10 protein-coding genes and 2 pseudogenes are annotated in these 13,272 nt (G+C 69.0%); 7 read left to right on the top strand and 5 right to left on the bottom strand.

Annotation, left to right across the window (positions count from 1 at the left end; all coding sequences use genetic code 11):
• Positions 1-835: 835 nt before the first annotated feature.
• Positions 836-1,510 (top strand): annotated as a pseudogene (locus K7G59_RS30245) (DEAD/DEAH box helicase family protein); the annotation flags it as partial.
• 58 nt (positions 1,511-1,568) lie between these two features.
• On the opposite strand, the gene K7G59_RS35450 reads toward K7G59_RS30245, so the two are convergent.
• A complete protein-coding gene (locus K7G59_RS35450) occupies positions 1,569-1,754 on the bottom strand; it encodes a DUF6193 family natural product biosynthesis protein (protein WP_225839805.1) in 186 nt (61 codons plus the stop codon).
• Between the two features lie 1,366 nt (positions 1,755-3,120).
• Between K7G59_RS35450 and K7G59_RS30235 the strand changes: the two genes are divergently transcribed.
• The 4 genes from K7G59_RS30235 to K7G59_RS30220 all read left to right on the top strand — a co-directional run bounded on the left by K7G59_RS30235 (position 3,121) and on the right by K7G59_RS30220 (position 6,931).
• Positions 3,121-3,645 carry a PadR family transcriptional regulator gene (locus K7G59_RS30235; RefSeq protein WP_225839803.1) on the top strand — a complete coding sequence of 175 codons (525 nt, stop codon included), beginning with the start codon at positions 3,121-3,123 and terminating at the stop codon, positions 3,643-3,645.
• Positions 3,642-4,328 carry an ABC transporter ATP-binding protein gene (locus K7G59_RS30230; protein WP_225839801.1) on the top strand — a complete coding sequence of 229 codons (687 nt, stop codon included), beginning with the start codon at positions 3,642-3,644 and terminating at the stop codon, positions 4,326-4,328. Before K7G59_RS30235 ends, K7G59_RS30230 begins: the two co-directional genes overlap by 4 nt.
• Positions 4,325-6,562 (top strand): FtsX-like permease family protein, encoded by a 2,238-nt coding sequence (locus tag K7G59_RS30225; RefSeq protein ID WP_225839799.1) that lies wholly within the window; start codon positions 4,325-4,327, stop codon positions 6,560-6,562. The genes K7G59_RS30230 and K7G59_RS30225 overlap by 4 nt, the downstream gene beginning before the upstream one ends.
• A gap of 189 nt (positions 6,563-6,751) precedes the next feature.
• Complete coding sequence (locus tag K7G59_RS30220; protein ID WP_225839797.1) at positions 6,752-6,931, top strand: DUF6191 domain-containing protein; 180 nt, start codon at positions 6,752-6,754, stop codon at positions 6,929-6,931.
• A gap of 135 nt (positions 6,932-7,066) precedes the next feature.
• On the opposite strand, the gene K7G59_RS30215 is transcribed toward K7G59_RS30220, so the two are convergent.
• The gene (locus K7G59_RS30215) at positions 7,067-7,969 is read right to left on the bottom strand and encodes a hypothetical protein (protein WP_225839795.1); all 903 of its coding nucleotides are present in this window, start codon (positions 7,967-7,969) and stop codon (positions 7,067-7,069) included.
• A gap of 564 nt (positions 7,970-8,533) precedes the next feature.
• On the opposite strand from K7G59_RS30215, the gene K7G59_RS30210 reads away from it, so the two are divergent.
• Both K7G59_RS30210 and K7G59_RS30205 read left to right on the top strand, forming a co-directional pair.
• The gene (locus K7G59_RS30210; protein ID WP_308295106.1) at positions 8,534-8,869 is read left to right on the top strand and encodes a hypothetical protein; all 336 of its coding nucleotides are present in this window, start codon (positions 8,534-8,536) and stop codon (positions 8,867-8,869) included.
• 28 nt (positions 8,870-8,897) lie between these two features.
• Entirely contained in the window at positions 8,898-9,206 is a 309-nt protein-coding gene (locus tag K7G59_RS30205; protein ID WP_225839792.1) for a hypothetical protein, read from the top strand.
• Positions 9,207-9,847: 641 nt separating this feature from the next.
• Here K7G59_RS30205 and K7G59_RS30200 read toward each other — a convergent pair.
• The 3 genes and pseudogenes from K7G59_RS30200 to K7G59_RS30190 all read right to left on the bottom strand — a co-directional run bounded on the left by K7G59_RS30200 (position 9,848) and on the right by K7G59_RS30190 (position 13,155).
• Complete coding sequence (locus K7G59_RS30200) at positions 9,848-11,101, bottom strand: cytochrome P450 (RefSeq protein WP_225839789.1); 1,254 nt, start codon at positions 11,099-11,101, stop codon at positions 9,848-9,850.
• Positions 11,102-11,458: 357 nt separating this feature from the next.
• Positions 11,459-12,048: pseudogene (locus K7G59_RS30195) on the bottom strand (alpha/beta hydrolase); the annotation flags it as partial.
• A 384-nt stretch (positions 12,049-12,432) separates the two neighbouring features.
• A complete protein-coding gene (locus tag K7G59_RS30190; protein ID WP_225839786.1) occupies positions 12,433-13,155 on the bottom strand; it encodes an alpha/beta hydrolase in 723 nt (240 codons plus the stop codon).
• Positions 13,156-13,272 lie beyond the last annotated feature (117 nt).

Here is a 13,272-nt window from a genome sequence, read left to right as displayed (position 1 = left end):
CCCCCACGCTGCGCGTGGGGGTTGCGCTCACGCTCCGCGTGAGCGCGGAGCGGCTCGCTACGCTCCCCGCACAACCTGCCTGCGAAGCAGGCAGGTTGATGCTCCTTCCGCTGCGCTCCAAGAGCACGGCCGGCCTTCCCGGGCCGGCCGTGGCCTCCGCTGCGCTCCAGCCACCCCGTGACGCTCCGCGTCACCAGGGTGGCCACGCTCCGCGCGGCCACCGACGGGCCTGACGGCCCGACAGCTGTGAGGGCGCGTCCGGGTGAACGGATACAGCTTCCGTTGCTTCAAAATTAAGCGCGGATTGACACTGGAAAAGATCACGACTCCCGATCAGAATTGGAGGAAATACAGAACATCTACTTTTGGAGGCCTACCGATGAGGTGGCGGCAGATCTGGGCGGCATACTTCGCATGCGCCAAGCCGGGCCTGGACGTCACTGCGCGGGACAGACTCAACGTCGTGGATATCCAGGCCTTTCCAACGGGCGTACCGTTGCCCATCTTTGAGACCCTCGCAGCTTGGCGTGCAGTGATAAACACTTCCCCCCTTCGTGACGTACACCCTTCGGGGGAGATTCGACTGTGCTGAACGGCAGTGGTCACACTGAGAAGACGGAAGGAACATGACTTCGCAGAAGTCGTTACGCATAGCCGGGATTCTAATGCGTCACTTGTCTATCGGCCATGCTCTTCTCGGTCAATGAAACGTCGTGAACCGAAGTTGCATCGCCGGACTCTGACCAGGTGTCAGGTGCCGAGGAAACAGACCTTCAGTGCAGATTCTGCACGTCATCTGAATCACCGTTCAAATCGGAAAACGGGAGGCATCTGAATGCCAGTGATTCACCTCCGAGAACACCAGGTCGACCAAAAGGCAGGTTTCCGGAAGTGGGTGGAATTTCCCCCAAGATCCTCTGTGCCTCCTGAAGGGGCACGAGGCCACGATCGTGTCTCCGACCGGATCAGGCAATACGCTCGCCGCTGCCGCGTGCGCTCTGGACTGCCTCCTGGGCGGCCGGATCCTCATCACCGTGCCGACCCTGGACCTGCTCATGCAGACCGCCCAGGCATGGCGCCTGGTGAGCCACCGCGCCCCGCTCGTTACGGTGTGCTCGCTGGAGAACGACCCGGTGCTCAACAAACTGGGGGTGCGTACCACCACGAACCCGATCCAACTCGCCCTGTGGGCTAGGGTCCAGGCCCGTGGTCGTGTTCGCCACATACGCCTCTCTGGTGAACCGCGAGCACTTCGATGACCTCAATGGGTCAGCGGAAGGTCCGCGGGCCGCTGGAAGGCGCTCTGGCAGGCAGAGAGCGCCTTTACGGCCAGCAGATGGCACGCTTCGACCTCGCGATCCTGGATTAGGCCCTCGGTACCACGGAGGATCTTGGCAGGCCATGGGCGGCGATCCACGACAAGGCCCACATCCTGGCAAACTTCAGGAACCACCTGACCGCGACGCCGTGCATCCTGGCCAGCGTCGCTGTGGGCCCACAGACTCGCCGCGCAGGGGGCCGGAGACCCAGTATTCGCCGTCCGCTGCGGGCTGAATATAAGGAATGTCTCATGCCCAATGCTGCTCTGTGCAGCGGCTGAAGCGCAGTTCTCCCATTCCCGTCCATGGAAACAACTGGCGCAGGTGTGGTTCGACGCAGGCCGCCTCGAGCAGTTCCGGGCAGACCCGCCCGTCAGCACGGACCTGCTGCCAGCCTGCTTCTACGAGAGCATGACTCGGAGATGTGGTGTCCATAACAACACATCATCTCCGTCACTACTCGAACCACCAGGTCACCAACCGTCCAGTTCCAACTACCGCGTCTCGTCACATGCAGCGAGCCGCTCCTTCTGGCACCAGTAGCAACGCCTTGCTCGGCAGGAGCCTGAGCAGGCCAGCCGGACCTGTCCATAAACACCCCAGGAGAGCGGCATCCCGCAGACGACGCAACGGTCCGGTTATAGGCCTGGAGGGATGTCCAGGCTGGCTGAGCAGGGGTGGCAGACCACGATCGACGCCTCGGTTGACGGAGGCCCAGCGGTTACAGCGCTTCCAGCAGTAGATCTTTGTTCCGGAAGAAGGCTGCGTTCATCCGCGTGCGATAGGCGGCTTGGCGGCAAGCCGGTGAACAGGACTGACGAGGCTGCCGATGGTGGGAGAGCACCTTGCCGGATCCCTGACAGTTGGTGATCCGTATGGCTTTCAGCGGTTTGGGATGGCGCTTGCGGTAGCTCTTCTGGCGGCAGGCCTGGGAACATCGCCGACGGGATGTGCGGTGGTGTCCGATCGGCAGGGGCCGCCGCACTGGATGCACTGTTTTCGTTCGAGGATCTCCCGCAAGAGGACTGGATCGCGGCCGGTGGCCCCGGCCAGGCTCTCCCAGGACGGGGCTGCTTTCCGGGAGTCGAGGGCGCGCAGGTAGGAGCGCAGGTAACTGGGCCTGATGAAGTTCGCGGTGGCCAGACGCTGTGCGTCCCTCGCCGGCTCGGGGTCGGGGCTGAATGGGGATCTGTCTGACCGGGGTGGTGCCGCGAGGCGTTCTGGTCACCATTTGCCCTTGCGTTGGCCAGCAGACGGGGGGAGTCTGCGGCAACGTCGAGCGGGACGGCCTCCAGGCTGTCTTGGGTGATCTGTTCGGTGCCGGCGAGGACCGCGTCGATCGCGGCTCCATGGGTCTGCAGCGTCCTCTACATAGAGCTGACCAGCACTTTCCACTCCTAACCGTAGGGGAAGGGGTGGGTGGGGATCAGAGTGAAGCGTCCAGCGATCTGGGCTTCCCGCCGACGCGGAGGACGATGGGGCATGGGCGAGCACGACCAGGACCAGGGCGACGTCGACGGACCCGCGCGGGCCGCCGCTCACTGCGGCCCGCGCCCGCAAGTTACGGCTGGGCTGCGCGAGGCGATGGACGGCGTCCGGCGCTCGATGGCGTCCTCGCCGCCCGGGTCTGACTCCCAGTCGGTCGCGGCCGCTGGGGGTCGTACCGCGAGGCGGACTTCGCTCCGCTGCCGGTCGCCGTCGCTCGACTACGAGCCTGTCCCAGCGTGCTCTGATCGCCGTCTCCGCCCAGCATTTACTCGGTTTATACACTCGGTGTATACGCGCGATGTATGGTCAGCTCATGAGTGTTCCTTTGACCCTGCTGGGCTTGCTTGAGCGGGAGCCGAGTCACGGCTATGACCTGAAGCGCGACTATGACGCCTTGTTCGGGCGCGGCAAGCCGCTGCCGTACGGTCAGGTGTACGCCACCCTCGGTCGGTTGGCCCGGGATGGGAAGGTCGTGGCCGGCGAGGCGGAGCCCGGTGACGGGCCCGAGCGGAAACGGTATGTGATCACCGAGGCGGGCGCGACGGAGTTCGAGACCTGGCTCACCGAGCCGGTGGCGCCTGAACCCAATCTGCAGTCGGTGCTGTTCACCAAGGTCGTGCTGGCCCTGATGCTCGGCCGTAATGCCCAGCAGTACCTCGACACGCAGCGCGCCGCCCACATGCGGCGGATGCGCGAGCTGACCGCGCTGCGGCGCACCGGCCCGCTCGTCGACGCCCTGCTCGCCGACCATGGTCTGTTCCATCTGGAGGCCGACCTGCGCTGGATCGACCTGACGACCGCCAGGCTGGACGCGCTGGCCGAGGAGGTGCGGCCGTGACTGCATTGATAGAGGCCCGCGACCTGGTGCTCGCCTTCGGCGAGACGCCCGCGCTGCGGGGCGCCAGCCTGGCCGTGGACGCCGGCGAGGTGCTCGCCGTGATGGGCCCGAGTGGCTCCGGCAAGTCCACGCTGCTGCACTGCCTGGCCGGCATCCTCACTCCCGACTCGGGCGAGGTGCAGTTCGACGGCCGGCGGATCGACACCATGAACGAGGCCGCGCGCAGCGCACTGCGCCGCGACATCTTCGGCTTCGTCTTCCAGTTCGGTCAGCTCGTCCCGGAGCTGACCGCCGAGGAGAACGTCGCCTTGCCCCTGCTGCTGAGCGGCACCAGCCGGGCGGCCGCCCTGGCCGAGGCCCGGCCGTGGTTCGCCCGGCTCGGCCTGGACGGACTGGAGCGGCGCCGCTCCGGCGAGTTGTCGGGCGGTCAGGCGCAGCGTGTCGCGCTCGCCCGCGGGCTGGTGGCCCGTCCCCGGGTCCTGTTCGCCGACGAGCCGACCGGCGCCCTGGACTCGCTGACCGGCGAGCAGGTGATGGAGCTGATGGTGGGCGCGGCCCGTGAGCAGGGCACGACCGTCGTCCTGGTCACCCACGAACCGCGCGTCGCCGCCTATGCCGACCGCGAGATTGTCGTCCGGGACGGCAAGGCCAGCCCGCTACCGGCGGGACGGATCGCCTCGTGATCGCCTTCGCGCTTCGGCTGGCTGCCAGCGGCGGTCGGCAGGCCGTCGCCAGACTGATGATGATCGCCGCGGCTGTCGCCATCGGCGTCGGGCTGCTGCTGTCGACGTTTTCCAGCATGAACGCCGTCAACCGGTCGAACGAACGGCAGGTGTGGCTCGACACCAGCGCCGCAAGCCGCACCGAGCAGGCGTCGGTGGACCCATTGTGGTGGTGGGGCCACCGGGACTACTACGACGGCAAGTCGCTCACCGAGGTCGACACCGCCGCGACCGGCTCGACCTCGCCCGTCCCGCCCGGGCTCGAGCACCTGCCGGCGCCCGGCGAGTACTACGCCTCCCCCGCACTGGCAAAGCTGATCCGCGAGACCCCGGCCGACCGGCTCGGCGACCGATTCCCGGGCCGGCTGGCCGGCACGATCGGCGACGCCGCGCTGTCCTCCCCGGACTCACTGATCGCCGTCATCGGCCGTACGCCGGACCAGGTCAAAGGCGCCCGAGGGGCCAGAGCGGTCACCACCATCGCCCGTACCCGGCCCGTCTGTGACAGCCAGTGCTGGGACAACGCCGTACGCGGCGACGCGATGACGCTCGTCCTCTCCGTGGTGGCCGGTGCACTGATCTTCCCGGTGCTGATCTTCATCGGCACCGCTACCCGGCTGTCCGCCGCCACGCGCGAACAGCGGTACGCCGCGATGCGACTGGTCGGCGCCACTCCCCGGCAGGTCTCCGTGATCTCGGCGGTCGAGTCCACCCTGGCCGCCGTCGCCGGGACGGCCGTCGGCTTCGGCCTCTACTTCGCGCTGCGCCCAGTGGTCGCCACCGTCCCGTTCACCGGCCAGCGCTTCTTCACCGCGGACCTCACCCTCACCGGGCTCCAGGCGCTGGGGGTCGCCCTGGGCGTGCCCGTGGCGGCGGCGATCGCGGCCCGGCTCGCGCTGCGACGGGTCACCATCTCCCCGCTCGGTGTGACCCGCCGAGTGACCCCGCGCCCGCTGCGGGCGTGGCGGCTGGTCCCGCTGCTGGCAGGCCTCGGCGAACTCGCGTACTTCGCCTTCCTCGGACACCGGCCGCCGACCAGCAACGGCCAGGTGGCGGCCTACCTCACCGGCTTCCTGGTGGTGATGCTGGGCCTGGTGATCGCGGGCCCATGGCTGACCATGGCCGCCTCCCGGGCGGTCGCACGGCGCACCAGCCGCCCGGGCACCCTGATCGCGGTGCGCCGCCTCGCGGACGACCCGAAGGCCGGCTTCCGCGCGGTCAGCGGTCTGGTCCTGGCTTTGTTCGTGACCACGGCGACGGTGAGCATCATCGGCACCATCAACCACTACCGGGGAACGCTGAGCGGCGACCCGCAGACCCGGGTCGCGGTAGAGGTCAGCGCCGACTTCGACAAGCCGCTGACCGGGACTGTGCCGACGCGGCTCCTCACCGAGATCCGGGCGACACCGGGCTTCCGTGGCGTCGCGGTGGTCCACGCCAACCCCGGCGGGATCGGGAAGGGACCGGCGACGCTGCACGATCCCTCCCCCATGGCGCCCAGCCTGGTCCTCTGCTCCGACCTGGCACAGACCCCGGTCGCCGGGCACTGCCCGGCCGGAGCGGGCGTCGCGGCCGTCCAGCAGTACACGTTCGTCAGCCTCACGTCGAGCAGCCGCATGCAGTGGCCCGCCGCCGCGATCACCCCCGCGAAGGCGGCCAAGCTGCCCGTCCAGATGCTCTACGTCACCACCGACGGATCGACGGCGGCCATGGAACGCACCCGGACCCTGCTCACCAACGCCTACCCGCACTACGAGACCCGCGCAGTCGGCGACTGGGGCACCGACCTGCAACAAGAGCTCGTCGGCTGGCGGCAGTTGGCCGACGTGGTACTCCTGGCCACCATGCCGATCGCGGGCTGCAGCCTCGCGGTGAGCGTCGTCGCGGGCCTGTCGGACCGCCGGCGCCCCTTCGCGATACTCCGGCTCACCGGCGCACCCCTGCGGCTGCTGCAGCGCGTGATCGGCCTGGAGACCGCGCTGCCGCTGCTCGCGGTCGCCGCGACTGCGATCGGGACGGGCTTCGCCGCATCAGCCATGTTCCTCCAGTCACAGATGCACTACGGCCTTCTGTCGCCGGGCATGGCGTACTACGCGCTCGTCGCCCTCGGCCTGGCCACCGCACTCGCCATCATCGCCTCAACCCTGCCCCTGCTCCGGCGGATCACCGGCCCGGAAGCCGCCCGCAACGGCTGACGGACCCCCTGCTGTGACCCGGACGCCGCAACGTCCGGGTCACAGCAGAACTCTCAGACGCCGCAGCTCACTCGCCTCGGGGACAGTTGATGTCCCTGCCCCGAAGTCAGGAGCCCTGATGATTCACATCCACGTAAACCATCTGTGTGACGGGCGTCCCGAACCTCCCGATCAAGCCGGTGCCCTCCGGTGAACGGCCTCGAAGAGGTCTTCCTTCCGAGCGCCCGTCACAGGCACGAAGAGCAACTCCGCCTGGAGTGGACGCGCGACGACGAAGGCGAGGGCGATCCCTGCCGCGGGCCGATCGACCTCGAAAGCGGCATCGTCCACATCAGGATCGGCCCGCAAGCGACCGACTCGGCCCAGTGACTTTGAGGACCTACCGCCCTCGCCACCGCCCAGGGGAGCTCCATCAGTCCCAGCTGGCGGGGATGACCTGCAGCACGGCGGGTGGTGCCGACGAAGGAGTTGGTGGAGACCTGTCCGACAGCCGGCAGCGCCCGGTCAGGCAGATCGCTCGGCACCGTAGTAGCCGTGGCGCATCAGGAACCTCATGGGGTCGGTGCCGTCTGCTCGGATGTGCTCGATCAGCATCGACCGCAGCGGCTCGGGCAGCTGCTTGCCGTGCGCTCCGGTCCACTCGAGGGACGCGAAGAGCTGGGTCGCGCCGTCGAGTTGGGCCGGGCTCGGCGGGCGGACGGCGAGCGCGGTGAGGATGAGGTCGGGGTCCTCGGCGAGCAGTTGCTGCTGGACCGCCATGTCGTACCACTTCAGGCCGCCGGTGGACTCCCTGGCGGGAACCCCGGCCCATGCCAGCAGGACGCGGATCCGCTCGATCCCGTCGGGATAGCCGTCTTGGACGAGCGTGGCGAGCCGGGCCTTGGCGTCGCGCAGCCGGCCTGACCAGGCTTCCAGGTCACGTCCCGGCGGGTCGGAGACATCCATGGCCGCGTCGTGCAGCCCGGCGGGCGTGGCCTGGAGCCAACGCAGCCGACGCCGGTCCTCCTCAGCCTCTTGCACGGCCAGCCCTGCCTGAACCTCCCGGGATCTGGTCAGGCCTCGCTCCGCCAGCCACTCGGTGAGTGCCGGACCGTCTCGCAGGTCGGCATCGCAGTCACCGATCCCTCGAAGACCGGATTGGTGGTGCAGCGTCCAGCAGGCGATCAGCTCGCCCTCGACGTCGTGAACCATGATCGTCGGCCAGCCGCTGCACTGGCACCGGTCGCCGGTACCGCCGTCCACAAGGGCCAGCAGTCGGGCCAAGTCGGCGATCTCAGCACCGGTCACCGCGATCCGCGCCACGCCGGCGGAGTCCGCTTCGTCAGGAGATCCCTCGGCGATCACGACGCGCCCAGCACGGTTCAGTACGTCGCGGAGGCGCGCTGTTGTCGGAGCGCCCTCATCCATGCCTGTCGTTCCCTCGTAGATGGCCTGGTCTCCTGTCTCTGGCGCACGGTGCATAGTGGTCAGCCTCCGAAATGCCGGTTCGCAGAGCAGAGGGGACGACCTGTCAGGTGGCCACGCCGGACGATACGGCATCCCGCTCTCCGAGTGGTGATCCTCAGCCTTCCGCCCCACGGCCGGAAGGCAGCGACGGGGGAAGGCCTCTGCGTCGGCGCATCGCCGGCAGATGGACGGCCTCGGGCCCGGTGGCAAGGCAGGTGTGATAGTGACCGGCGGCGTGGCCGCTGCGGTGGTCGGAGGCTTCTTCGCCCTTTCCAACACCTGGGCGGGTGCGGCCGCCACGGTCGAGGAAGAGGACACCGGCCAACCCGTGGGGTTCGCTCATCTCCAGGAACAGCGTTTGTCGATGGGGTGCGGAGGCAGTTGGTGATCAACCGGCTCGGGAATGTCGACGAGAGCTGACGGCATGTGTCCGGTCCCGATGAAGGCTGGTCGATCTCGCGGAGCCGGCGATCGGTAGGTTGTGCCCTCGAACGTTGAGCCGCCTGTTCAAAGGGGTGGGCCGGGATGGAAGAGCCAGAGATCACGATCAAGCTCGCCCGCGACGAAACAACGAGCTTGTCGGACTGGCGGGAACGGTTGCAGATGACCGATCTCAGCAGCACGGTCGACGATCCGGCGGCATGGGCACCGATCCATCGGATCGCAGGCCAGCTGGACAAGGTGCTTCCCGCCTTGTTCTTCGCCGACTACGACGTGCGGCTGGAGGAGGCCCGACGCCGCCTGCGGCCCACTCCTCCGCGGCACCTTCACTTGCAGGACCACGTACGACACCGCTGGCACCGGGATCTCCCCGATGTCCTCCGGGAACCGGGCCTCCACCTCGAAGAACTGCAGCAATAGCGCAAACCACAACTGGATCGCACCTGACGTGTTCGGCAGCCGCTCCTGGTCCTCCTCAAGCAGCGTCCAGACCTCGATCAGGTTCTCCGGCTCCCACTCCTGCCGCACCCCGGGCTACGACATCTGCGCCGAGACCGCCACCCAGCTGTCGGCCCGCTACGTGAGGCTCTCGGACGACACCACCAACGAGAACGAGTGGCGCGACTGGTGGAACAAGGTTGTCTACCTCCGAGACGAGAAGAACGCGGTCGACGCCCACGACCGGGCCACCATGATCGCCAAGATCACCGCGTGGACGACTGCCATCCGCGAGCTGGGCGAACAGCGTCGCGGCTGACCCGGCCCCCTACGAGCTCACCGCGGAGCAGCGACGCGGGTCGTGGACTACGTCTTCCGCGGCCGGCGACCCAACGGCCGCGACGTGATCCAGTTCTCGGGTGACGAACTCCGCCGGTTCACCCGAAGTTCCCGGAGCGGATCGTCCCAGGCGAACCGGAAGGCGCGGCCGCACTGCCAGGTGGTCCTGGAACAGCCAGGCGTACTTTCAGGGACGGCTCGGGGTTCACCTGACAAACCGACGGTTACGAACCGTCCATGGCCCACCGTGTGAGCGGTGGGGCGGGCGCAGAAGGCGACCCAGCAGACCGTCTCGCCCTGGGCGCGCCCAACCTCACGCAAGCAGAGCCTGACGGCCCAAGTCTCAGCGACACCCGCCGGACCCTGGAGACGCATCATCGCCCTGACCTCGACCGTGTCGGTGATGTTCTCCCGAGCGGTCAGCAGCGCACGAGTCGTCACGACTGCGGCGTCGGGAAGCTGGGCCACCGTCGGCAGCGGGGTCCGCGTCCAGAACCACCCTGCCTCCGCCCCCGCCGGCGGCCTCCAGACCTGTAGCGGGACCCCGCTGCGCCGGGCTGGCTGAGCACAGAACTGTCCCCGCCCGCCGCGGACCGGTGAAGGGTCAGTGGGAGACGCGCCTCAGCACCGGACCGGGCGGACCGGGAGTGCTTCGACGCTGTTGCCGATGAAGCTGCGCTGGCGGGGCAGTTCGGCCTCGGGGACGGCGAGGTCGAGTTCCGGGAAGCGGGTGAAGAGCCGTTCCAGGGCGATCGTGGCCTCGAGACGGGCGAGCGGGGTGCCCACGCAGTAGTGCACGCCCTGGCCGAAGGAGAGGTGCCGGGCAACGCCGGGCCGGGTGACGTCAAAGCGGTCGGCGTCCGGGCCATGGAAGGCCTCGTCGCGCCCCGCGGCGGTGTAGCCGGCGAGGACCGGGGTGCCCCGTGGGATCACGGTGCCGCCGAGGGCCAGGTCGCGCAGGGGGTAGCGGAAGGGGAACCAGCTGACGGGGCCGTCCCAGCGCAGCGTCTCGTCCACCACGTCCGACCAGGTGGCCTTGCCCTCCAGGACCAGCGCCAGCTGGTCACGGTGGGTGCACAGTGCCCGTACGGCATTGCTGATCAGGTTGAGGGTGGTCTCGTGGCCGGCGACCAGCATCAGGCGCATCGTGCCGATGAGTTCGGCCTCGCTGAGCCGGTCGCCGTCGTCCTCGCGGGCGGCTATCAGGGCGCTGGTCAGGTCGTCGCCGGGGGCGGCCCGGCGGGCGGCCGCGATCGTGCCGAGCAGCTCGACGAGCTCGCGTACGGCGGCCATCACCTCCGCCGGGGTGGTGTCGGTGGCGATGACCACCGTGTAGGTGAGGTCGTGCAGTCGGCCGCGGTGTTCGGGGTCCACGCCGAGCAGCTCGCAGATGACGCTCAGCGGGAGCGGGAGTGCGACGTGGGTGCGCAGGTCCGCGATGCCGTCCGGGTCCTCGGCGGCGGCCCGGCCCAGGTCGTCGAGGAGGCCGGTGGTCAGCTCCTCGATGCGCGGCCTCAGCCGCTCCACCTGGCGGGCGGTGAAGGCGTTGCCGACGAGGGAGCGCAGCCGGCGGTGGTCGGCGCCGTCGGCGGTATGCATGCCCTGGGCGTTGGCGAAGACCCGCAGCGGCCAGTCCGCCGGGATCGTGCCGTCGTTCAGGGCCGGGCAGTGGCGGGCGTCCTTGGCCACGTCGGGGTGGGAGAGGAACTCCTTGAGCGCGTCGTGCCCCAGGACGACCGCTGCGGGCACCCCGCCGGGCAGGACGATGTCCGCAACGGGTCCCCGGGTCCGCAGGTCGGCGTTGAGAGCGTGCGGGCAGCCGCCGAGGGGGTCGACGACGTGGGCGGGCGCGGGAGCGGGGGTGTGGGAGGACAAGCCGGGACTCCTGACCGTATGAATGAATACCGGGCAACAGTGCGGTGTCGAAGGCTGGTTGTACAAGTCCGTCCCGCCGGTGCCTCGCCCGAGGATTCGCGCCCGTCCAGCCCGGCTGACTTCCGGAGGCGGGGTCCGCCTTCTCCAGCCTCTCCTTCCGCTTCCCAAGCCGAGGTCTGGCATACCCGGCCTCGCCGGTGTTTGAGGCTGGGTCGTCGTTCGGGGGCGGCGTCACCGCGAGCGGGCTGGACGGGTAGATCGTGACCAGCTGGGGTGCGGGAGCCGTCGGTCTCGGCGACGATCCAGTGGAGGCCGTTTGTGTGGCGCGGATGTTCACCAGTGTTTCGACAGCACGGTCGCGTCGGCCAGCCATGTCGTGGAAGCGTCCGGGCTGCCGCCGATGAACAGGGACGGCCATGATGGGGGCGCCGTCGAAGGCGGCGCGGTCCTCCCAGTCGCGGTCCATGTTCCGGTAGCGGTTGAGCGCTCCGGTGAAGCCGGTACGTTCGAACTTGCCGGCGTAGACATCGAGGTCCCGCTCGCTGAGCCAGGCGGGCAGCAGGCCGACGGGGAACCGGTCCCGGGGCGCCGGGTCGGGGCATGGTGTCGGCGGACAGTGCCGCGTAGAAGCCCGCGAGCCAGGCGCGTACATCCGGTTCGATCCCGCCTGCGCGCGGCCGGGCTCCTGGAAGTAGGCGACGTAGACCTCCTCGTCCCCGCCCATCTGGGCGAAGACGTCACTGGGGCGGGGCCCGCCGCGCGGCGTGTGCCTCCGCTCTGAGCGGGGCGGAGTTCGCGGCGACGGCCGCGCCCCAGTCATGGCCCGTGATCACGTGTCCCGCCGCTGCCGGCACCGGCAGCTGGTGGCGCCAGCAGCACCAGCGGCCCGGTTCCCTGCTCCGCGAGGACACCAAGCGGTGTGTGATCTCAGCGACGTGCTGCGAGATGCTGCGCTCCGGCCCGCCGCGCAGAACTCCTGCTCGTAGGCGTTCACCCCAGCTACGGCGGTTCAGGCATAGCGGTCGAAAAGTGACTCGATGAATCCCTCCAGCCTTTGAGTCAGGACACCGGCTTCCAGATCGACGCGGCCCAGTTCACGCCAGGGAACAGCGGCCTTCTGCCCGGCGCTCCGCAAGGGAGGGGCCGAGTGCCTCATGGCGTGGGTCCGGCTGATGGAGGCGCTGGCGGCCGGCCGGTACCGACGATGGCCGGTGCCGCCGCGATCGGGGCGGTTGTGTATCTGCCGGCCACCGCCATGAGGAGGGCCGGGACCTGATGAGCGGCCCCGGCACCGCCTACCGTCTGCTGCCTGCCTGCCTGACGGCCCGGCCTCACTTCAGGTGCCGGGTGAAGAACCGGGCCGCGTCGTCCACCTCGAACCACGGGGTACCGGTGTGCCCGCCCAGATTGGCGTGCAGCGTCTTCTCCCTGCTGCCGAAGGTGTCGAACAGGTCCAGGACCGGCTGCCGTTCCATCCCTTCGTCGTCCCACTGCATGAGGAACTGCAGCGGAATGGTGACCTGCCGGGCCGCCTCCCGCAGGGTGTCGGGCACGAAGGTCTGGCCGAAGAAGGCGGCGGCCGAAATGCGGGGCTCGGCCACCGCCAGCCGGATGCCGATGGCGATCATCCCGTCGTATCCGATCGGGCCGCCGATCTCGGGCAGCGAAAGGAGGGCGTCCAGGGTGGTCCGCCATTCCGGGACCGCCTTTTCGACCAGCGGGACGACGAAGGCATCGACGATCTCGTCGACCGGCTCGCCGGCCTGCATCGCCCGGTGGAGGTCGGTGCGGAACTGCTCGTCGGCGGCGGAACGGGGCCGGTCACCACACCCGGGGGCGTCGATCGCGGCGACCGCGAAGCCGTACTGCGCTGCGTAGTGCCGGGCCCGGGCCACCAGTCGGGGAAGTCGCTTGTGCAAGCCGCCGGGGTGGCCGATCAGGATCAGCGGGGCCGGTGCGGATCCGGGCGTCCACAGGACGCCGGGGATCTCACCGAGGGTGAATTCGCGTTCGAGGACGCCGTCGTCGAGGCGCTGTTCAGAAGTGAATCGCATGGTCGTGTCTTTCGGGAGTGCTCTGGAACGGCGCTCCCGGACGACCTATCGTCCGACCGTGACCCCGGAGGGGAGCACCCATGTCGATACTGCGTTCACGGGTACCACCTCCTTCTC

The sequence above is a fragment of the Streptomyces sp. NK08204 genome (assembly GCF_020400585.1).
Classification (GTDB): Bacteria; Actinomycetota; Actinomycetes; order Streptomycetales; family Streptomycetaceae; genus Streptomyces.
This window is presented reverse-complemented; position numbering and strand designations above follow the sequence as displayed.